Genomic DNA, 20,463 nt, shown 5'->3' on the forward strand with positions numbered 1-20,463 from the left:
GCAGCAGCTGCGGGCATTTGATCCGCAATCCAGCTCAAATGCCCGCAAAAATATTTACCCCTATTTTCATGTATCAAGCATCTGGTTTGCATATCCTTCACGAGCCGAAAGCAGCTGCCCGCCGGGCACAGCTTCAATCAGTTCCCGTGTGTAGTCAGTTTTTGGATTGGCAAACATTTCATCAGCCGATCCATATTCCACCAGATTTCCATGCTGCATTACCGCAATGTCGTCAGCATTTTCGCGCACCACAGCCAAATCGTGAGTAATAAACAAATAACTCAGCGAAAGGCGTGCCTGCAAATCATTGAGCAAATGCAGAATCTGGTCTTGCACCAGCACATCTAACGCCGATACGGCCTCATCAAGTACCACTACTTCCGGGCGTAATGCGAGCGCCCGCGCGATTGCCACACGCTGCCGCTGCCCTCCGGAAAGTTCGTTTGGGTATCGGCGCATTGCGCTGCGCGGCAGCGCCACCAAATCAAGCAGTTCCGCCACGCGGTCTTCGCGTTCTTTCTTTGTTCCCGCCTTGTGTGTACGCAGCGGTTCTTCAATACAGCGGAACACCGAATACATCGGATCAAGCGAACCGTATGGATTTTGAAACACCACCTGCATTTTCCGGCGCATTGCAAACTTTTCCTGCTTCGAGAGCGTATCTAAATCGGTTCCCTCAAAGTAGATTTTTCCTGAAGTGGGCTGAAGCAGCCCGAGAATCATATTTGCGACGGTAGATTTACCTGAACCGGATTCGCCCACCACCGCCAGTGTAGTGCCTTTGCGCAAACCGAAAGACACATCATTTACTGCAGTGAGTTTTCCGGCTGCGCCTTTCGCCCCGCGAATATCGAAAATCTTCGTTAAGTTCGCAATTCGGATTACGTCTTCTGTGGCGGTGGCGCCTTTATTTGCGCCCATCAGTTCTTCTTCCGAATTATGCCCGGCTGCGTGTGCAGACTGGATCCGGTGCGAAGCAAGCGACGGCGCAGCTTTCACTAACCGCTGCGTGTATGGGTGCTGCGGGTTTTGTAAAATATCGCGCGATGGTCCTGATTCCACAATCCGCCCGCGGTGCATCACGATTAGATGTGCGGCGCGTTCTGCTGCAAGCCCGAGATCGTGCGTAATAAAAGCACTGCCGTGCCGGTAGAGCGAGTCAATTCTGCAAGGTTATCGAGGATTCGCCGCTGCACTGTGACGTCAAGCGCTGAAGTCGGCTCATCAGCAATCAGCAGTTTGGGTTTGGAAACAAGTCCCATTGCGATTAACGCCCGCTGGCGCATTCCGCCCGAAAATTCGTGCGGATACTGCTTCGAACGGCGTTTCGCATCCGGCAGTCCGGCTGCTTCGAGTGCGGCAATTGCCCGCGCAGCAATCTGTTCTTTCGGCACGGCGCCGGTAGCATGCAGCCCCTCTTCCACCTGCGTGCCGATCCGCCACACCGGATTGAGGTTCGACATTGGATCTTGCGGCACCATCCCGATTTTCCGGCCGCGAATTCGGCTCATCTCTTTCTCCGGCAGATTCGTAATATCTGCGCCGTCGAATTCGATCCGCCCCGCTGTCACCTTGCCAGTGCCGGGAAGCAAGCCAATAATTGCAGCTGCCGTTGTCGATTTTCCGGAACCAGATTCACCGACGATTGCCACTGATTGCCCCGGATAAATCGTCAGCGATGCTCCGCGCACTGCCGGCACCATCCCGGTGGTTGACTGGAAAGCTACTTCCAGATCGGTAACCCGCAGCAGCGGCTGGCCTTGACCGCCCGTAGTTGGAACGAAATTATCGTTAACCGTCATTTCTTCCTCGCCTTCGGATCAAGTGCGTCACGCACCACGTCGCCCATCATAATAAAACTGAGCACGGTAAGCGCCAGCGCAATCGACGGATAGAACAAAATCATCGGATTCGTGCGCAGTGACGTTCGCGCTGCGCTAATATCCGCACCCCACGAAACCACATTAGTCGGCAAGCCCAGCCCAAGGAACGAAAGTGTTGCTTCGGTAACGATAAAAGTTCCAAGAGCGACGGTAGCGTACACAATCACCGGAGCTGCCGCATTCGGCAAAATATGCGAGGTGAGAATCTTCCATTCCGGCACGCCAAGTGCCCGTGCCGCTGTCACAAATTCTTCGTTCTTCGTTCCCATTACTGCGCCGCGGGTAATTCGCGCAATCTGCGGCCAGCCGAAAATACCGAGTACGAGCACCACCATCCACACGGTACGGTCTTCTTTGAAGAGCTGCATAATCACGATTGCACCGAGGACAAACGGGATTGCGAAGAAAATATCGGTTAAGCGCGAGAGCAGTGTATCCGCCCATTTTCCAATGTATCCAGCAAGTGCGCCGAAAATCACGCCGACGATAGTGACGAGCACCGTCGCCATTACCCCGACAACTACGGAAGTGCGGGCACCGTAAATTAAGCGTGCATAAATATCGCAGCCTTGCCGATTAAAACCGAATGGATGCCCGGCAGATGGGCCGTGCGAAGAATTTGCAAGTTCGCAAAACCGCGGATCGGTGGAGGTAAAGAGCTGCGGAACTGCTGCCATCACTAACACGATTGCGATAATTGCAGCCGAGACCCAAAAAAGCGGGCGTTTGCGTAAGTATTTCCAGGCTTCTCCCCACATCGAGGAGGGGGCGGATTCATCAGCTACTGCATCTACCGCACCAAGCCCGGTTTCGTCTATTTCATCTACAAAATGTGTTTGATCTTCATAAATCTCAGACATAGCGAATCCTTGGATCGAGAGCGGCATAGAGCAAATCAACCAGCAGGTTCATCACGATATAGACGAGAACCAGTACCGTCGTAAAGGAAACTACTGTGGTTGCTTCACCTTTAATAATGGCTTGATAGAGCGTACCGCCGACGCCGTTGATTGCGAAAATACCTTCGGTCACGATTGCTCCGCCCATCAGCGCACCAAGATCTGCACCGAGGAATGTAACGACGGGAATCAGCGAATTCCGCAGTACGTGGCGCGTGAGGACTTTCCGTGAGCCAAGACCTTTTGCCCGTGCTGTGCGCACATAGTCTGCCGTCAAATTTTCGGCTACTGATTGCCGCGTAAGCCGCAGTACGTAGGCGAACGAAGCCGAACCGAGCACAATTGCCGGCATTAACAGCGATTCGACGGAAACATTTCCGCCCACTGTTACCGGGAAAATACCGAGTTTCACGCCGAAAATATACTGCCACAGGAAGCCGATTACGAATGTCGGCACTGAGATTACGGTGAGGGAAATTACGAGAACAAAAGAATCAAAAATCCCGCCGCGGCGCAAGCCGGCAATAAACCCGAAAGTTACCCCAAGCACTGCTTCAAAAACGAGTGCCATACAAGCAAGCTGAATCGTGACCGGGAATGCTCCAAGGAGCACATCAAGTACCGGCCGGTTTGAGAAGGTCGTGCCGAAATCCAGTGTGAGTACGCCTTTGAGATAGAGCAGGTACTGCACGATTACCGGTTTATCGAGATTAAATTCGGCGCGAATTTTTTCCGCTACTGCCGGATTTAAGCCGCGGTCGCCGCCGAGTGCCTGCACCGGATCGCCTGGCATCAAAAATACCATCACATAAATCAAAAGCGTAGCTCCAAGAAATACCGGAATGGCTTGCAGCAGACGCCGGAGAATATACTTTGTCATTTTTCTACTTTCAAGTATGCGGAGGGCAGCTCCGAAAGCCGCCCTCCACACCTGGTTGCAGAGAATCTTCTGGATTACTTTTCAATCAAGTAATAGAGCGGCTGGCTGTCCCAGCCGAATTTAACATTCTTCACGGCTTCGCCGTAACCGCCGTTCACATTCGAATACCAGAGCGGAATTGCCGGAAGATCCTGCAGCAAAATCTCCTGAGCTTTTACGAAGCTCTTGTTTGCTTCTTCCACACTGCTTGCCGCATTGCCGGCAGCAAGGAGCTGATCGAATTCAGGATTATCGTATTGGCCGTCGTTTGAAGGCGCGCCCTTTGCATATAGCGGTCCGAGGAAGTTGAACAAACCTGGATAATCTGCCTGCCAGCCGGTACGGAAACCAGACATCAGCTTGTGGTTGCTGATATCGTCACGTACAGACTTGAAATCCGGGTACGGGTTTCCGATTGCTTCGATTCCGAGGGTGTTCTTAATTTGGTTGGTCACTGCATCAACCCATGCCTGGTGACCGCCGTCGGAGTTATAGGCGATGGAGAATTCACCTTCCCACGGAGAAATTGCGTTTGCTTTCTCCCAGTATTCTTTCGCTTTTGCGGCATCAAACTTCAGCACTTCATTTCCGGTGAGCGAATCGGTATAACCATCGATAACCGGGGAGGTGAAATCGGTAGCCGGAGTGCGGGTTTCTTGGAAAATTGTCTTGGTGATTTCTTCGCGGTCGATTGCCATTGAAAGCGCGGCACGACGGAGTTTGCCTTCTTCATTCATCCCGAAATGCGGTGCGTTCACATCGATTGAGAATGACTGGAAGATTGCAGCGGCCTGATTGATTGCACGGTCGCCGAGGTCGGCTTCATAAGATTCAAATGCGGAATCCGGTACTGCGTCGAGTACGTCCAGGTTACCGGCAAGAAGGTCGGCATATGCAGCATCTTGCGAATTGTAAATTTTAAAATCAATTCCGCCGTTCTTTGCTTCACGGGGGCCGCTGTATTCCGGATTCTTTACGAGCTTGATTGAAACGTTGTGTTCCCAGCCGTTTTCCGCAACCATATACGGCCCAGAGCTGACTGGCGCTTCACCGAAAGCCTCGAGATTTTCGAATGCTTTTTCCGGAAGCGGAGCAAATGCCGAGTATCCTAAGCGCAGCGGGAAATCCGCCACGGATTTGGAAAGTTCAACAGTGAAGGTTTGATCGTCTACCACTTTCAAGCCGGTAAGTTCCGGCACGTCCGCATTTTCTTCGGAGGTGTATCCTTTAACATCTTCAAGGAAGTAGCCTTGCGCCTGTGCATTCTTCGGGTTCGCCATGTAGTTCCATGAGTCCACAAAGTTCTTTGCAGTGAGCGGGGAGCCATCAGAGAACTTCAAATCTTTTTCAGCTTAATAGTGAAAAGGCTATTATTTTCGTTCGGCTCAATTGATTCTGCAAGTTCGTTTTCGGTGCTGCCGTCGGCCTTGTAGTAAACCAAGCCGGCGTTAATCATGTTCAAAATTCTGCCGCCGCCAACTTCGTTGGTAATGCCGGGAATCAGCGGATGCTGCGGCTCGGTTGCGTTGACGGTGATTACTGCGTTCGCGTCGCCGCCTTTAGCAGCATCCCCATTGTCAGAATTGCCGCAGGCGCTCAGTGCAAGTGCGCCGGCGAGAGCCAGACCAACAAGTTTCATCGTGCGTGTTTTCATTTTTCCTCCTGTGTGTACCGACAGGGAATCTGCACTTAATGCGAGATTCGAGATGCATCAGGACATCTTAGCGAATAAGTATACACACAATCGGATAATCCGTTATTGGGAAATGTTCGCAAATTACCGCCGCAAAGCGTTTTCAGCATCCCGCAAACCAGAACCAAAATCTGCATAATTATTCACAAACTGTGAAAGGTATGCAAAATCCGCTTCGGCCGCAAGCGCCTGCAGCACAGCTTCCGACACGTTATTACCTGCTAAATCGATATGTACACGAAGTATTTTTGACTGCGCTTTTTCTTTACTTACGATTGCTTTAATATTCATTTACTCGTTTTAGATTCGCGCGCATTGCAGGCAGCAAAATAGGAGAAATGTAAACTAAACCACAAAAAACATTGTTCACATATTGAGATGCAATTCCAGATTTTATTACAAGCGCGAAGATACCGAAAATCCCGCCGCAGCAAAAAACAAAGAAAAACAAGAACTTGCCGCAAATCAATGGCCCGCAATCTGCGGCCCGCACCCGGAAAGAACCCGCACCGCAGAAATTCAAACAGCCGCGCACCCAAATACTACAAAGCGCTCTAAATAACCAGCAGCCAGATTCCGCCGGCAACCGCCGCCGCACACGCCGCACAAATCGCAATATTTACAGTATTCCACTGCACTTTCCGTGCAATTATTGACCGCTCCGTCGGTCCGCGATAAAGATCTTTCGGATTCGTGTGCTTCCGATGCAGCTCACGCATTCCATAAACCAATTCCGGAATCTCAGCGACGGTAACTTGCAATTCATGCACACCAGCTTTATCCCACAGCGAAGCCCGCTCCCCTGCACATACTTTGCCCGTGCCGGAAAAGCACCAACACTATCGCGGTACAGACGCGGTTTGCGAAACTTGCCGCCGCCGCTGGATTCACCGGCACTACCCTGAACACCGCCGGAGTTTTCCGGCTTCGAAAAACTAGCCGAATCAGTACACACATCCGCTTCACTTGCAACAACCAACCCGAAGCGCGTATCCACATTTCGGAAAATCTCCCAATGAATCTCACGCGTTGAAAATACATTCACCAGCCGCAAACCAACCGGAGTAACTTCAAAATACGGCACCAAATACCAGTAATACGCCATAACGCTGATTCCCAAAGCAACAAGAACGGGTTCAACAGTGGCATGAGAAGCACGATCGAGATAAATCACCACCGCAAAGAATGCCGAAAAAGCAACAAAAACAGCAAACTTCCAGAACTGATTTCGCCCCCGCAAAACATACCGTGGCTCATCAGGCAGGGAGGATTCTTTCATCGGCGGCAAATATTCGAAACTCATAGTTCTATTCTGGCGGTCTTGTTTCATTGAACGCAATCCCAACATTGAAAATACCCCCGCATGAAGCATAATCCCCATTCCGGAACACGATTCCCGCTCAAAAAAACAATCACGATTCCCTGATTCCAAAGCGAAAACACGAAAAACACTTCCCGTCTTGAGCTGACTCACAAGACACAAGTCGCAGCCCTAGGGCGAAAGTACTAGGCTGAACGTGTGCACATTTTGAATCTTCTCAATCACGGTCCGCTCGATTATATGCTCGTCGACGCAATCCAACGCCGTCTCAACACCGAAGTCGGTACACTGCAGCACCCAGACACTTTCATCGCATGGGAAGCAAACGACGTATACACTGCCGGACGGCGCACAAAACCCGAAGATATCCCGAACCGCGGCATTCCAGTAATTCAAATGGATCGCGGCGGTTCCGTCACCTATCACGGTCCCGGTCAGCTCGTGTTATATCCAATCGTGAAAGTCCAGGCACCGCACGATACCGTACGGTTTGTACGCAATACCGAAAAAGCAATCATCCGCGCACTTGCAGCATACGGCATACACGGCGAGCAAGTTGCGGGACGTTCCGGAGTCTGGATTCGTAAACCCAATATCCAAGACGAAAAACTCTGCGCGATTGGAATTAAATTCGCACACGAAACCTCAATGCACGGCATAGCTTTTAATGTCACCACAGAACTTACGAAATTCATGGAAGTAGTTCCATGCGGAATCTCAGACGCCGGAGTCACATCCCTCAAAGCACAAGGCGCGGAAAGCAGTCTCACAAATGCACTGCACCGCCTTGCCCCGCAGCTGAACGCCGCCTATCAAGAATTCATTCTCCCGCAGCGGTTCAGCACCGAACTCACCGAATTAGACCCAAACACTTATCTTGAACGCGCCCGGAAAGATCTTGCATCACGGCAACTTCCGAAAAAACCGGCGTAGCATGGAAACCAAAGAATGAGGAGGAAAAGTGAGCCCCGCACCGCGCGTTGACCCAGATGGACGCAAACTCCTGCGCGTTGAAACACGCAATATGGAAACCCCAATTGAACAAAAACCAAAGTGGATTAAAACAACAGCTGCCGTCGGAAAAGAATACCGCGATATGCGCTCGCGGGTGCATGGCGCTTCCCTGCACACAGTCTGCGAAGAAGCAAACTGCCCGAATATTTATGAATGCTGGGAAGACCGCGAAGCCTCATTCTTAATTGGCGGAGATATTTGCACCCGGCGCTGCGATTTCTGCTTCATTAAAACCGGACGCCCAACCGAATACGATACCGACGAACCGCGGCGGGTAGCAGAAAAAGTCCGCGAAATGGAGCTAAATTACACCACAATTACCGGAGTTACACGCGACGATCTAGAAGATGGCGCTTCCTGGCTGTATGCCGAAACTTGCCGGCAGATTCACCAGCTTTCCCCAAATACCGGTGTAGAACTTTTAATTGACGATATGCGCGGCGGCGCACCGGCTTTGCAGCAAGTTTTTGACGCACGCCCGGAAGTTATCGCACATAATCTCGAAACAGTACCGCGGATTTTCAAGAAAATCCGTCCGGCTTTCCGTTACGAACGTTCACTTGATTTACTCACATTCGCTTCCGAAAACTCACTGATTACGAAATCGAATCTGATTCTCGGAATGGGCGAAACACACGATGAAGTGATTGCAACGATGCAAGATTTACACGACGCAGGATGCGATATTCTCACGATTACCCAATACTTGCGCCCCTCTGCACTGCACCATCCCATCGACCGCTGGGTAAAACCGCAAGAATTTATAGAACTAACCAAGATTGATATGAAATCGGCTTTGCCGGAATTATGGCAGGTCCGCTGGTAAGATCTTCGTACCGCTCCGGCACGCTCTGGGCGCGCGCAATGAAAGCGAAAGGATGGGAGATTCCCGCACATTTACGCGCAATCGGAAACGATACGACGGTACCGCGCCAAGAAGCCGCCTCGGTTTTAGCACGAATCCAAAACTAGGCAGCCCGCCGGATAAAATCCGCACCGCCGGATGAACAACACACCAAACCAAAAGTAACCGCAGCGCCTGCATGCCCTGCGGTTACTTTCATTTTCCGAACTGCACGAATCCGCATTAGCTGAAATCCCGAGTCAGCCCGTTAACTCTTCCCCAAAATTTCCGCGAGAGCTGCACGGTCAACTTTTCCATTCGGAGTACTTGGAAATTCCGGCAGTTCACAAACAAATTTCGGAATCTTATATCCAGCCAGCTTTCCGGCAGCAAAATCACGCAGCTCCGGCAAGGACGGCAGCTTCTTCCCCGCCTGCATCACAAAAGCAGCCGCAATCGCTTCGCCCCAACGTTCATCAGGAATTCCGACGACGGTACACTCCGAAACACCCGGATATTCACTAAGTATTCGCTCGACTTCTTCGGGGGCGACTTTTTCACCGCCGGTATTAATCAGATTGTGGATTCTGCCAGTTACCCAGAAATTCCCGTCGGAATCCACCCGCACCAAATCTCCGGTCCGCAGCCATTGCCCGATAAAAGCCCGTTCCGTTGCTTCCGGATTATTCCAGTATTCGGTAATCACACTCGGCCCGCAAAGCAGCAATTCGCCCACGCCGTTTTCTGCGTCAAGTCCGGTAGCCGGATCTACCACACGCGCAGCAATCCGCGGGAACGGAACACCAATTGAGCCGACAGCCCGCAGCGCATTTTCGCTTGAAAGGCAGCATCCTGACGCAGAAGTTTCAGTCATCCCCCAGACGTTAATCGGGCGCAGCCCAGCTGCAGCCATACGGTTAAGCAAACTTGCCGCAGCCGGCGCACCTCCAATCAACGGCAAGCGAAAGGATGAAAGGTCGCGTTTTGAAAAATCCGGATGATTCAGCATCGCGGCATAAATCGTCGGCACGCCAAACATCATCGCCGCGCGATACCGCTCAATCTGCGCAAGCAGCTTCTGCGGGTCGAACTCCCGCATAATCACCACCGTGCCGCCATGCGAGAAAAGATCAAGCGTAGTGCCGTTGAAACCGCCGATATGCGTCAGCGGCGCAACTACAATCTCAGTATCAGCCGTAGAATACTCAAATCCATCACGCAGATTCTGATTCCCCCAGTAAAGCTGCTCATGTGTAAGTCCCACTGCTTTTGGCACACCGGCAGATCCGGAAGTAAAAAGAATCGCCGCTAATCCGGCAGCATATTTGACCCTGCTCAGCAGCAATGAACCTGGTTTCGAATCATCTCGGCTGCTTGCAGCAAACTGCGAAATTTCTCCGCCCGCAGCCGAAAGTAAATTCCCGGGAAACTTGCGGTATGCCTGCGCAAAAGGCTGCGCTGGAAACTGCTGCAGTATTACCGAAGAATCTGCCGGCGCCTGCGGATCGTCGTCAATAAAGAAATACCCTTTCAAATCCCGGTTCGCAGATTTTCCGCTTTTTCACTTTGCCGAAATATCTTTTGTTCGTTTGCCGTCTCTGAATCCGTAATTACGACGCTCGGCGTGCAAATCTGCAGCATCTGCGCCAATTCGCGCCGCTGCAGCCGATAAGAAATCGGCACAAACACGGCGCCGATACGGCAGCAAGCCGCGTGAATCAGCAGATGATAAGGTGAATTTCGCGAAATCAGCACCACCCGCTCGCCGCTGCGCACATCGCACGAAAGCAGCAATTCCGCGATTTGCCGTGCAGCTTTTGCGCTCTCGCTAACCGTCCAAACCTGTTCCCCGTAAATCAGATTCGCACGATTCGGATGGGCAAGCGCTGCACGGTCGAGACTCTGCGCCGGATTGAAATGCGAACCATGAATTGCGGGAAACTCAGCATCTTTCCCGTCGAAATTTTCACGAAAATACATATTGGAGTTCCCATCGCCGCCGTAAATAATACGCTTAGGCGCCGGCATAATATTCTTTCAATGTTTTTGCAAGCCCAAGCAAATCTGCCGGTGCGCTAATTTCGCGTACGGAATGCATCGAAAGCAGCGGAATCCCCACATCAACAGTAACAATCCCAAGCCGTGCTGCCGTTGCGGGACCAATAGTAGAGCCGCAAGGCACGTCGTTATTTGAAACAAATTCCTGGGTCGGGGCCGCACTGGATTCACAAGCGCGCAGCCAGAGCGCAATCCCCTGCGCTTCCGTCGCGTAGCGCTGCTGCGAATTGATTTTCAAAATTGCACCGCCGCCGAGCACAGGATGGTGTGCCGGATCATGTTTTTCAGCCTTATTTGGATTGATTGAATGCGCAGCATCCGCCGAGATACAGGATGAGTTTGCAAGCATCTGCAGGAAAGCTTCCGCACTATCGCTGGAAAATTGCGCATTCGCGGAGCTGCGGCGCGATATAAGCGATGTACATATCCGACGCAAAATATGTTCCAGGAGCGGCCCTTCCGCACCGGTAAAAGTACTTGAACCGACCTCTTCATGATCGAAAGCCGCAAAAATCAGCACATCTCCATCGTATTCATTTGCTTCATGCGCATTTGCTTCATGTTCATCGTGCGAATCAGCAATTTCGGCGGCCGCACCCGCGGTAAGCGCAGCAGCTTCCTGAAAAGCATTTAACGCCGCAAAAACTGAGGAAAGATTATCTTGCCGTCCGGCAGCGAAGAAATCCGCCCCGCTCACACCGCCGAAAATCCGCGGCTGTTCTGCGTCGTAGGCGTACAAATCCATTCCGGCAATGCGGTTCGCGGCAACACCGGCAGATGCAGCTAGGTATTCAAATACGCTTTGTTCCCCAAGCGCCCAGACGGGATGATAATCAACTTGTAAAGACAGTTTCAAATCTGTGTTTTGTGTGCGGTCAAGGTGCGGTGCAAGCTGCGGAATAAACATTATCGGCGGAGTCTGTACTAAATGTGTCTCGCCGTCAATCGTGCTGATTTGCCCGGCAATTCCAAGATCACGATTGAGCCAGGAGTTAAGCAACGGTCCGCCGTAAATTTCGACATTCACTTGTGAAAATCCGAACGCGGCAGTGTCTGGATTAGGTTTAATCTTAAACGACGGAGAATCGTTATGCGATCCGACGATCCGAAATCCGGTATTCGGACCGATTTTCGACGGAAGCTGCCACGCAATCACCGCTCCGGAACGCTGTACGAATCCGCGGGTGCTCCCGATCCATTTTTCATGTTCATCTTGTTCAATAAAACCTGCTTTCCGCAGTTCTGCTGCTTCCCAGGCTGCCGCATGATATGAAGTTGGAGCAGCGCAAATGAACTGCGCAAAACTCTGCGCAAAATCGATTGGTGTAAGTACTTTCAAATTAGCCATATGGTCATTTTACGCGCATCGCGGCAATCCTTGTATTCAGCTCCGCATACATCCCGCCGGAGTTAAACCGTTTCCCGCAATCCAGAATCGTGTGCATTGGATGCCGTTTTTCTCCGTACCGTAAGCTTCCCGTTTTCGAATCTGCCGTAATTCAGCGCTACGGGGCGAATACCGGATAATCCGCGGATGCCGGACAATCCCAGAGAATAATCACCCAAGCGCACCAAGCAAAAATAACCACGCATCGTGCCCGGGGCGGATTACATCATAATGATTAGCTCCCGGCACAATCGCAATATTGAACGGTTCGCTCTGCGCATCTTTCGTATGCTGCACCGGCACAGTCATATCGGCTGAACCGTGGATTAAATCGAGATGATATCCGCGGGCAGAGAAGCCGTTAGCCCCGCCAATCCGCGCATAAAGCACTGCCGGATCATATTTCGCATACACATCCGGAATATAGTATGGGGAACCTCCAAGCCATTTTGCGAGCGCATTTTCGGTGAAGTTGGCAGATTCCTCAACTTCACGGCGCAAATCCAAAATCGGAGCTGCAGCCACACAGCGCGATACCGGTGTTTCCGGATCCAGCAATGCCCCAATAACAAAAATTGCCCCGAATGAATGCCCGAACCAGATTGCATCCGCAAAAGACGGAAGCCGGGTAAGCGTGGAAATATCTTCAAAAGTAATTTCCGGATTCCGTTCAGCCTGCCGATATTCAACTAAAGCGACACGGTATCCGGCTTCTCCGAGGGCAAGCGCAGCCGGACGCAGGTATTTTAATCTTCCGCTCCCGTTTAAACCGCCGCCGTGAACGGCAACTACCGCTCGGCCATCCTGCGGACCGTACCATTCAATAAACTGATCCGGATGCACACCGTACTTTTCGACTTCCTGGCTCGCAATATCAAGCGAAGCAAGGTCAAACATGACCTGCTTCTCCTGCATTTGCGAGTTTTGCGTCGAATTATTCACTTGAACGAGTATATGGCGCATACCTTGGAACCCGCGAATCAAAAAAGAAATCTTTAGCAAATTGAGACATTTATTGCGGATATTCATGCCGAAAGGCGAAGATTCAACTATTTTTCGAAACCGTCAAGTCCCTCAGGCCGGGTTACGTATTCCCGGATAAATCCGCGCTGCGCCGGTGAGCTTACCGAGTTCCGGTTGTAGTTTTCACGCACGAATTCGATTGCCGCATCCGGAGCCATTCCTTCAAATACCGCAATAATTGCGAGCGCCGTTCCGACTCGCCCTACTCCGGTCCGGCAAACTATTTCCACGCGTTCATTTTCTGAACGTTCCCATGCCTGGCGCAGCTGTGAAAGCGCATGTGAAGCGCGCCGCGGCAGCCGTTCATCAGGCCAGTCAATCATAATGTTTTCCGTCGAACCGGGAAACAGCGAGTAACTCGCAAATTCTTTTCCGGAAACAGTTGTGAGAACAAGTGAAAAATCTGCTTCTTCCGCCACCGGATTTTTCCATGAGCGCCCGCGGATTCTTCGCCCCGAAGGAAATTGCACCAGCCCGTCGTCGAGTTTCCAGTTTTCCATTTATCCGCCCTCACCTTTGCCAAAATCGTTATCGCCAGCGCATTTTCAACTGAAAGTTTTCAAGAAAGCGACACGCATGACACCGACAACAATCTTGCATCAATATTGCAATAGCTGTTTGTTCCACGATTCTAGCCATGCTGAACAACGACGAACCAAACCAAATGGCACTTTTAGCGGTTTTCTTGAGCGAGTTCACATATATATGCAATCATCTTCATAGATTTTCCCTGACCGGATATGTTCTGCGGCACCTCTTTCAATTTTTCGTTACACGCAAATTTCCAGTGCATTCAAAAAATAATTATGCAGCCGATTTTCAGCTGCGGTTCGGAAATATCCGGATAAAAGTTATCCGCATTGGATTACATTTATTTCCGCTCAGAAAAGAAATATCTTAATATCAAAACATTTTCGGAATAATCAGCTATACTTACTGCAAAGACGATGCAGCTGTTTCGTAAATTCACCAAACCGGGTTTACGAAGCGCACGAACACCAAATTCGCGGCGAAAACGGGAATAAGCTGTTCCCAAACGTGCAGCGATTCGATTTCCGCCGAATCGCATACAGCCGCACAGCCGCATCAAAACTGCAACCAACAAAATACACTTGAAAAGTCAGTTCCAGCTATCCAGCAGAAAAAGAAACCGAATCAAACTAAACAGTTAGCGCGATAAAACAAGCAAAGGGGCAGCGCAAAATGGCTCAGATTATCTACACCCACACCGACGAATCACCAATGCTGGCAACAGCATCCCTCCTGCCAATCGTCGAAGGCTTCACCAAACAAGCCGGAATCAAAGTGGAAATTGCCGATATCTCGCTCTCCGGGCGGATATTAGCAGCATTCAACGATTATCTCCCTGCGAGCAGCGCACCCTGACGCCCTAAACCATCTCGGAGCTATGACGCAAAATCCGACAGCAAATATTATCAAACTCCCCAATATTTCCGCCTCACTGCCGCAGCTGAAAGCGGCAATCGCTGAACTGCAGACTCACGGATACGCACTCCCGGACTATCCGGATAATCCGCATACTCCCGAAGCGGAAGATATTCGTATGCGTTACGACAGCGTAAAAGGTTCCGCCGTAAATCCGGTGCTGCGTGAAGGAAATTCTGACCGCCGCGCCCCGCTTGCCGTGAAAAACTTTGCCAAAACACATCCGCACCGCATGGGATCCTGGTCTGCCGATTCAAAAACTCGCGTTGCAACAATGCATGCAGGCGATTTCCGCGCCACTGAGCAGTCCGTTGCAATCGATTCTGACGGTACCGTCGAGATGGTACTTGTACATGACGACGGAACAGAAACCGTGCTGCGCTCCGATATCCCCGTAACCGCATCCGAGATTTTCGATCTTTCAAAAATGAGCTGTTCAGCTTTAGCACAATTCCTCACCGAACAGGTTGCTCTTGCCCGGAAGGAGGGCCTGCTTTTCTCAGCACATCTAAAAGCGACGATGATGAAAGTCTCTGACCCAATCATCTTCGGACATGTGGTCGAAAAATATTTCGCTGCTGTCTTTGCAAAATACGGCGCACGTTTAGCGGAAGCAGGCTTACAGGCGCGCGACGGGCTCGCCGCAATTTTCTCCGGTCTTGAAAAATTAGCAGACGGATCCGAGATCCGGGAAGCTTTCCTTACGGAGCTTTCTGCAGGCGCCGGACTTGCAATGGTAAATTCCGACAAGGGCATTACGAACCTGCATGTGCCATCTGATGTGATTGTCGATGCTTCAATGCCGGCGATGATCCGCAACTCCGGAAAGATGTGGAATCGCGAAGGCGAGGCACAAGATACGCTTGCCGTAATCCCTGATTCTTCATATGCGGGCGTGTACCGGACTGTGATTGCTGATTGTAAAAAACATGGCGCTTTTGACCCGGCAACTATGGGGTCTGTAGCAAACATCGGTTTGATGGCGCAAAAAGCAGAAGAGTACGGTTCGCATGATAAGACTTTCGAAATTCACAAATCCGGCCAGGTAGAACTGCGCCGCTCCAACGGAGAGGTACTGCTGAAAATCGCGGCTGCAGCCGGGGATATTGTGCGCGGATGCCAGACAAAAGACGCTCCAGTGCGCGATTGGGTATCGCTCGCAGTGCGCCGTGCACGCTTAACCGGAACCCCGGCAGTCTTTTGGCTTGATCCGTCGCGCGCGCATGATTCGCTGCTGAAACAAAAAGTCTGCGCATATCTGGCGCAAGAAGATACCGACGGAATTGAAATTCAGATTCTTTCACCGGAAGCTGCCGCCCAGTTCAGCGCGGATCGAATCCGTGCCGGGAAAGACACAATTTCAGTTACCGGGAATGTGCTGCGGGATTACCTCACTGACCTTTTCCCAATCCTCGAATTGGGAACTTCTGCAAAAATGCTTTCTGTTGTTCCGCTAATGGCTGGCGGAGGACTTTTCGAGACAGGAGCGGGCGGTTCTGCCCCAAAGCATGTCCAACAGCTTGTCCAAGAGAATCACTTACGTTGGGATTCGCTCGGAGAATTCTTAGCAATTGCTGAATCACTGCGCCAGCTGGCCCGCACCGACGGCAATCTGCAAGCCGAAATTCTCGCCGATACGCTCGATACCGCCACCGAACAGCTATTAACCGAAGGGAAGTCTCCGCAGCGCAGCACTGGCGAACTGGATAACCGCGGCTCACATGCATGGCTTGCCTTGCGGTGGGCGGAAAACCTCGCCGCGCAAACCCGCGATGTGCAGCTGGCAGAAAAATTTGCACCTTTTGCAAAATCATTGAGCGAAAATGCCGAAAAAATTATTGCCGAGCTTGCAGCGGTCCAGGGCAATCCCGTCGATATCGGCGGATACTATCATCCAGACCTTACGCTGCTCGCAAAAGTCATGCGCCCTTCACGGACGCTGAATGGAATCATTGATTCAATGCGCGGCTGATAAAATTATAGTTTCAAAATGAAATCAGCTATTTTGTTCAACTACGCTGTGCGCTTTTTCTTTTCAGATTCCATCTTTGCACAAGTATAATTGCCATATGACAAACGGAAATCCGCAGTGGCAGCAGTCTGCACCAAACTGGCAAGACCCGCAAAATAGTCGCGAACAAACTAATTGGCAAACAAACAGCCAAAATGCATGGCAGCAGCAAAATAGCTGGCATGCAAACAGCCAACAGCAGCAATGGAACCGCCAGCCGGGACTCTTCGGAATTACTTCCGAAGAGCGCACCTGGGCTATTTTGGCGCATATTTCTGCCATTATCGCAACATTTATTTCCGCAGGCTGGCTTTCTTTCATTGGTCCGCTGCTTGTGTGGGCCATTAAGAAAGATTCAAGTGCTTATGTCCGCAATTCGGCTGCGCAGTCGTTCAATTTCAACTTAAGTTTGTGGATCTTAAACGCTTTGGCATGGGTGCTGTTTTTCACAATTATTTTGATTCCAATCGCAATACTCATTTGGATCAGCACATTTATTTTGCTTCTTTGGCACCATATTAGAGCAGTAATTGCAGCGTCAAATAATCGGGTATACCATTACCCGCTGCAGTTGAAAATTCTAAGTTAATCCGCAGCGGCGGAAAGAAACAGTCAATTCTGCGTAACGATACATAATTATACGCAGCGATACATAACGATACGCAACTGGCGGAAAAACTTTTTCGCACCTAAGCGGCGGAAAGAACTCGTGATGCGATTTTCCGCAGTCAGGTGCGTTCAAGTTTCCGCTGCCGGATCCATAAACCAGAGCAAAATCCGCACTAACTGCTGCTGCCGTTAATCCTTTTACTTCCTCCCGAAGCAGCTGAAAATCGGCAGATAAGTTTTTAAACTGCAGTAAGTTCCGCAAGATCATATGGCGTATCCTGATATACGTAATAATTCAGCCAATTGGCATAAAGCAAATGCGCGTGCGAACGCCAGCGAAATACCGGCAGGTTTTCCGGATTCTCATCCGGGTAGTAATGTTTCGGCGGCGCAATCATCTTTCCCGCAGCTAAATCACGGCGATATTCGGCATCAAGCGTGTAAAGATCATACTCAGGATGCCCGGTGACAAAAATCTGCCTGCCGTTATCAGTTTTTAACAGATATATTCCCGCTTCACCGCTCTTCGCAAGTACTTTCAAATCAGAACATTTGGCTACCGCATTCGCATCAATATCGGTATGCCGTGAATGCGGAGCAGCAAACACTTCATCGAATCCGCGCAGCAGCGGTACAAATGGGTCGACCACGCGATGCTCGAAAACTCCAAACATTTTCTCAGCAAGCGGCTTCTTCTCAATCCCGTAATGGTAGTAAAGCCCAGCCTGCGCACCCCAACACACATGCATCGTCGAATAAACATTCGTGAGCGAAAAATCCATAATTTCTTTCAGCTCATCCCAGTAATCAACATCCGTGAAATCAAGATGTTCCACTGGTGCGCCAGTGATAATCATGCCGTCAAAACACTGCTTCTTCACCTGCGCAAAAGTACGGTAAAAAGCGTCAAGATGCGCTTGCGAAGTATTTTTCGAGTCGTGTGAAGCCGTCTTTAAAAGCGTGAAATTAACCTGCAGCGGACTATTTGCCAGCAGCCGTGCAAGCTGTGTTTCAGTCTGCGTCTTCGTTGGCATCAGATTCAGAATCAAAATTTCGATTGGGCGAATATCTTGCCCGACGGCACGTTCACGATGCATCACAAAAACGTTCTCTCTGCCGAGCACGTCGTACGCTGGTAAATTTTGCGGAATAATCAAAGGCATCGCATTCACCCTTTTAAACTTAGTTATCTTTGCTGCCGGAGGAGAAAAGCGCCAATTCGCTATGTCCTTAGACATCAGTTAACCATAGGAACAGAAAGAAACAGGAAATTGCACACACTGCGAGAAGCGGGAACCAGATTCCGGTTAATGCGAGCACGCTAACCGCTCCAGTTCCCGCTGGTCACTTCCTGATTGACTTACTGATCGGCTTGCTAATCAACTTGCTGATCGGCTTACTGATCAACTTTCGTTGCCAGAACCACGTCAAGATCTTGCAGCTCACCATTGCGGGCAATCGTAAGCGTCACCCGTTCACCCGACTTATATTGGCGCACATATCCGGTAAGCGAGACAGCCGACACAACTTTCCGCCCATTTACGGCAACAACCACATCACCCTCACGAAGTTTTGCATTTGCAGCCGGAGTGCCGGGCTGCACCGAGTCAATCTGTGCCCCCAAACGCTGCTCTGCGCCGTACCGTGCCACGCCGTCGCGAATAGTCACACCCAAATATGCATGTTCAGCTACACCATTTTCAATCAGCTGGTCAGCAATATTTTTCGCAAGATCAATCGGGATTGCAAACCCCAGCCCAATTGAACCTCCTTGCGCACTTTCACTTGCCTGAGTAGTTGCAATCGATGAAGCAATCCCAATCACACGTCCTTGCGCATCAAATACCGGCCCTCCGGAATTACCAGGATTCACAGCAGCATCAAGCTGAATCGCATTCGTCACTACGCGGGCATCACTGATATTCTGCGCCTCGCGGTTTAGCGTCTGCACTGGACGGTCAAGCGCAGACACAATACCGGAAGTCATCGTCGAACTTAAACCAAGCGGATTTCCGATAGCTGCTACTGGTTCGCCGACTTTTAACTCACTGGAATTTCCTAAAACCGCTACCGCAAGATCCGACGGCGGGTTTTCCAAGGAGATTACCGCCAAATCAGTAGCCGGATCCTTTCCGTCAAGTTTTGCCGCAAACAAGCGGCCGTCGGAAAGTTTGACCCAAATATCTTTTGCACCGCTAATCACATGATCATTGGTCAGAATATGACCCTCTTTATCAATAATTACCCCTGAACCGGCTGCACTGCCTGAATTCGACTGCGCATCAATTGCCACAACCGTCGGACCGACAGTTTTTGCAACTGCTTCCCAGTCAGGAGTTTTGCCGTCAGTTTTCACCACCGGTTCCGCTTTTGCTTCCGTGGTGGAAAACGTTGAAGGCCGTGTTCCGTCGTAGCGAATACTCATTATCCCCACTGACATAACGGTGCCCAGCAGTGCAGAAAGAATCATGCCGACAACAAACGCAGACCAGCTTGGACCGCGCCGTTTCCGCTGCTTCTTCGGAAGCGCCTGCAGGTACGGCAGACTTGCCGCGTTATCAGCACTATTCAGACCGGCATAATGCAAATCTGCCCCATTCTGGTTTGCGATATTATCCGGAGCGAAAGTCTGCCCGGATGCACTTGCAGCAGCAAATCTAGAATTATCGGCAGTCGGCTGAGTTTGCGGCCATATTTGCGGATTATTAACTGCCTGCTGTTCCTGGTGTGAATCTCCTTGCTGCGATTGGTTTTGCGGCAATAACGGCTGCGGCTGCGGTTCTTCCCGCAAGTTGGAATCAGGCGGTGTTTGATTCGTATCTGTTGAAAGCGGAACGGCTGCCGATTGTGTTTGAAAATCTTTCCCGCCGGAAAACTCAGCAGGTTCAGCATATTCAGTAGATTTAGCAGATTCAGCAGGTTTAACAGCCGAGTTGGAAGCTGCAGAGACTTCCGGCACTTCAGATACTTCGGATATTTCCGACACTTCCGAATTAAATTCTGCTGCAGCGTGATTGTGCTGCGCACTAACCGGATAGTTTCGAATCACCGGACGAAGTGCCGGACGAGTCTCCGGATGAAGCGCCTGCCGCTGCCGGGCATTTTCCGAGAGAGTGTCTGCGGGAGTATCAGTGGGAGTATCTGTAAGAGTATCCGCGGAAATTTCACTCACAGCATCCGCGCTAGCAGCGTCGGCAGCGCCAAATTGGTGCGTAAACTGCTCTCCGACGTGTTCGGTCTGTTCACTCGGATTCCCATCGCGATGATAATCTGCCAAACCTCCGCTATTGGGCGGCGTCGTATTTATTGGCGCTGCCGGAATCTCGTTTTCAAAGTTATTATCTTCAGAATTCATT

General features: G+C 50.8%; 15 protein-coding genes and 3 pseudogenes. 4 read left to right on the forward strand and 14 right to left on the reverse strand.

Features of this window, described 5'->3' with window-relative positions; translation table 11 throughout:
• Positions 1 to 66: 66 nt before the first annotated feature.
• The 7 genes and pseudogenes from RQN30_RS04965 to RQN30_RS04995 all read right to left on the reverse strand — a co-directional run bounded on the left by RQN30_RS04965 (position 67) and on the right by RQN30_RS04995 (position 6,697).
• Positions 67 to 1,802 (reverse strand): annotated as a pseudogene (locus tag RQN30_RS04965) (dipeptide ABC transporter ATP-binding protein).
• A complete protein-coding gene (locus tag RQN30_RS04970) occupies positions 1,799 to 2,743 on the reverse strand; it encodes an ABC transporter permease (RefSeq protein WP_353061521.1) in 945 nt (314 codons plus the stop codon). Before RQN30_RS04970 ends, RQN30_RS04965 begins: the two are co-directional and overlap by 4 nt.
• Positions 2,736 to 3,662: an ABC transporter permease gene (locus RQN30_RS04975; RefSeq protein WP_353061522.1), complete on the reverse strand. Its 927-nt coding sequence runs from the start codon at positions 3,660 to 3,662 to the stop codon at positions 2,736 to 2,738. The genes RQN30_RS04970 and RQN30_RS04975 overlap by 8 nt, the downstream gene beginning before the upstream one ends.
• A gap of 74 nt (positions 3,663 to 3,736) precedes the next feature.
• Entirely contained in the window at positions 3,737 to 5,041 is a 1,305-nt protein-coding gene (locus RQN30_RS04980) for a peptide ABC transporter substrate-binding protein (RefSeq protein WP_353061523.1), read from the reverse strand.
• Positions 5,038 to 5,355, reverse strand: coding sequence for a hypothetical protein (locus tag RQN30_RS04985; protein ID WP_353061524.1), 318 nt, complete (start codon positions 5,353 to 5,355; stop codon positions 5,038 to 5,040). The genes RQN30_RS04980 and RQN30_RS04985 overlap by 4 nt, the downstream gene beginning before the upstream one ends.
• Positions 5,356 to 5,478: 123 nt before the next feature.
• Complete coding sequence (locus RQN30_RS04990) at positions 5,479 to 5,685, reverse strand: hypothetical protein (RefSeq protein WP_353061525.1); 207 nt, start codon at positions 5,683 to 5,685, stop codon at positions 5,479 to 5,481.
• A 358-nt stretch (positions 5,686 to 6,043) separates the two neighbouring features.
• Positions 6,044 to 6,697 (reverse strand): hypothetical protein, encoded by a 654-nt coding sequence (locus RQN30_RS04995; RefSeq protein ID WP_353061526.1) that lies wholly within the window; start codon positions 6,695 to 6,697, stop codon positions 6,044 to 6,046.
• A 216-nt stretch (positions 6,698 to 6,913) separates the two neighbouring features.
• Between RQN30_RS04995 and lipB the strand changes: the two genes are divergently transcribed.
• Both lipB and lipA read left to right on the forward strand, forming a co-directional pair.
• Positions 6,914 to 7,648, forward strand: coding sequence for a lipoyl(octanoyl) transferase LipB (lipB, locus tag RQN30_RS05000; RefSeq protein ID WP_353061527.1), 735 nt, complete (start codon positions 6,914 to 6,916; stop codon positions 7,646 to 7,648).
• Between the two features lie 28 nt (positions 7,649 to 7,676).
• Positions 7,677 to 8,701: pseudogene (gene lipA / locus RQN30_RS05005) on the forward strand (lipoyl synthase).
• A 140-nt stretch (positions 8,702 to 8,841) separates the two neighbouring features.
• Here the strand turns inward: lipA and RQN30_RS05010 are convergent.
• From RQN30_RS05010 to RQN30_RS05030, 5 genes are all read right to left on the reverse strand, one after another.
• On the reverse strand, positions 8,842 to 10,107 hold the full coding sequence (locus RQN30_RS05010) for a class I adenylate-forming enzyme family protein (RefSeq protein ID WP_353061528.1): 1,266 nt from the start codon (positions 10,105 to 10,107) through the stop codon (positions 8,842 to 8,844).
• Positions 10,104 to 10,601, reverse strand: coding sequence for an AMP-binding protein (locus RQN30_RS05015; RefSeq protein ID WP_353061529.1), 498 nt, complete (start codon positions 10,599 to 10,601; stop codon positions 10,104 to 10,106). Before RQN30_RS05015 ends, RQN30_RS05010 begins: the two co-directional genes overlap by 4 nt.
• Positions 10,588 to 11,979: a M18 family aminopeptidase gene (locus RQN30_RS05020; protein ID WP_353061530.1), complete on the reverse strand. Its 1,392-nt coding sequence runs from the start codon at positions 11,977 to 11,979 to the stop codon at positions 10,588 to 10,590. The genes RQN30_RS05015 and RQN30_RS05020 overlap by 14 nt, the downstream gene beginning before the upstream one ends.
• 210 nt (positions 11,980 to 12,189) lie before the next feature.
• Positions 12,190 to 12,915, reverse strand: a complete 726-nt coding sequence (locus tag RQN30_RS05025; protein ID WP_353061531.1) for an alpha/beta hydrolase family protein — start codon at positions 12,913 to 12,915, stop codon at positions 12,190 to 12,192.
• A gap of 152 nt (positions 12,916 to 13,067) precedes the next feature.
• Positions 13,068 to 13,541, reverse strand: coding sequence for a protein-tyrosine phosphatase family protein (locus tag RQN30_RS05030; protein WP_353061532.1), 474 nt, complete (start codon positions 13,539 to 13,541; stop codon positions 13,068 to 13,070).
• 703 nt (positions 13,542 to 14,244) lie between these two features.
• Here RQN30_RS05030 and RQN30_RS05035 point away from each other — a divergent pair.
• Positions 14,245 to 16,459: pseudogene (locus RQN30_RS05035) on the forward strand (NADP-dependent isocitrate dehydrogenase).
• A 97-nt stretch (positions 16,460 to 16,556) separates the two neighbouring features.
• The gene (locus RQN30_RS05040; RefSeq protein ID WP_353061533.1) at positions 16,557 to 17,087 is read left to right on the forward strand and encodes a DUF4870 domain-containing protein; all 531 of its coding nucleotides are present in this window, start codon (positions 16,557 to 16,559) and stop codon (positions 17,085 to 17,087) included.
• A gap of 259 nt (positions 17,088 to 17,346) precedes the next feature.
• Here the strand turns inward: RQN30_RS05040 and metA are convergent, their stop codons facing one another.
• Together metA and RQN30_RS05050 are read right to left on the reverse strand one after the other, a co-directional pair.
• A complete protein-coding gene (gene metA / locus RQN30_RS05045) occupies positions 17,347 to 18,270 on the reverse strand; it encodes a homoserine O-acetyltransferase MetA (RefSeq protein ID WP_353061534.1) in 924 nt (307 codons plus the stop codon).
• Positions 18,271 to 18,503: 233 nt separating this feature from the next.
• Positions 18,504 to 20,462 (reverse strand): S1C family serine protease, encoded by a 1,959-nt coding sequence (locus RQN30_RS05050; RefSeq protein WP_353061535.1) that lies wholly within the window; start codon positions 20,460 to 20,462, stop codon positions 18,504 to 18,506.
• Position 20,463 lies beyond the last annotated feature (1 nt).

Origin of the sequence: Arcanobacterium hippocoleae, assembly GCF_040360365.1 — a bacterium.
Taxonomy (GTDB): domain Bacteria; phylum Actinomycetota; class Actinomycetes; order Actinomycetales; family Actinomycetaceae; genus Arcanobacterium_A; species Arcanobacterium_A hippocoleae_A.

Excerpts from the sequence above, each read along its gene's own strand:
- RQN30_RS04970 (WP_353061521.1), bottom strand. The coding sequence starts at position 2,743 with ATGTCTGAGATTTATGAAGATCAAACACATTTTGTAGATGAAATAGAC.
- RQN30_RS04975 (WP_353061522.1), bottom strand. The coding sequence starts at position 3,662 with ATGACAAAGTATATTCTCCGGCGTCTGCTGCAAGCCATTCCGGTATTT.
- RQN30_RS04985 (WP_353061524.1), bottom strand. The coding sequence starts at position 5,355 with ATGAAAACACGCACGATGAAACTTGTTGGTCTGGCTCTCGCCGGCGCA.
- RQN30_RS04990 (WP_353061525.1), bottom strand. The coding sequence starts at position 5,685 with ATGAATATTAAAGCAATCGTAAGTAAAGAAAAAGCGCAGTCAAAAATA.
- RQN30_RS04995 (WP_353061526.1), bottom strand. The coding sequence starts at position 6,697 with ATGAGTTTCGAATATTTGCCGCCGATGAAAGAATCCTCCCTGCCTGAT.
- RQN30_RS05015 (WP_353061529.1), bottom strand. The coding sequence starts at position 10,601 with ATGCCGGCGCCTAAGCGTATTATTTACGGCGGCGATGGGAACTCCAAT.
- RQN30_RS05020 (WP_353061530.1), bottom strand. The coding sequence starts at position 11,979 with ATGGCTAATTTGAAAGTACTTACACCAATCGATTTTGCGCAGAGTTTT.
- RQN30_RS05025 (WP_353061531.1), bottom strand. The coding sequence starts at position 12,915 with ATGTTTGACCTTGCTTCGCTTGATATTGCGAGCCAGGAAGTCGAAAAG.
- RQN30_RS05030 (WP_353061532.1), bottom strand. The coding sequence starts at position 13,541 with ATGGAAAACTGGAAACTCGACGACGGGCTGGTGCAATTTCCTTCGGGG.
- RQN30_RS05040 (WP_353061533.1), top strand. The coding sequence starts at position 16,557 with ATGACAAACGGAAATCCGCAGTGGCAGCAGTCTGCACCAAACTGGCAA.
- metA (WP_353061534.1), bottom strand. The coding sequence starts at position 18,270 with ATGCCTTTGATTATTCCGCAAAATTTACCAGCGTACGACGTGCTCGGC.
- RQN30_RS05050 (WP_353061535.1), bottom strand. The coding sequence starts at position 20,462 with ATGAATTCTGAAGATAATAACTTTGAAAACGAGATTCCGGCAGCGCCA.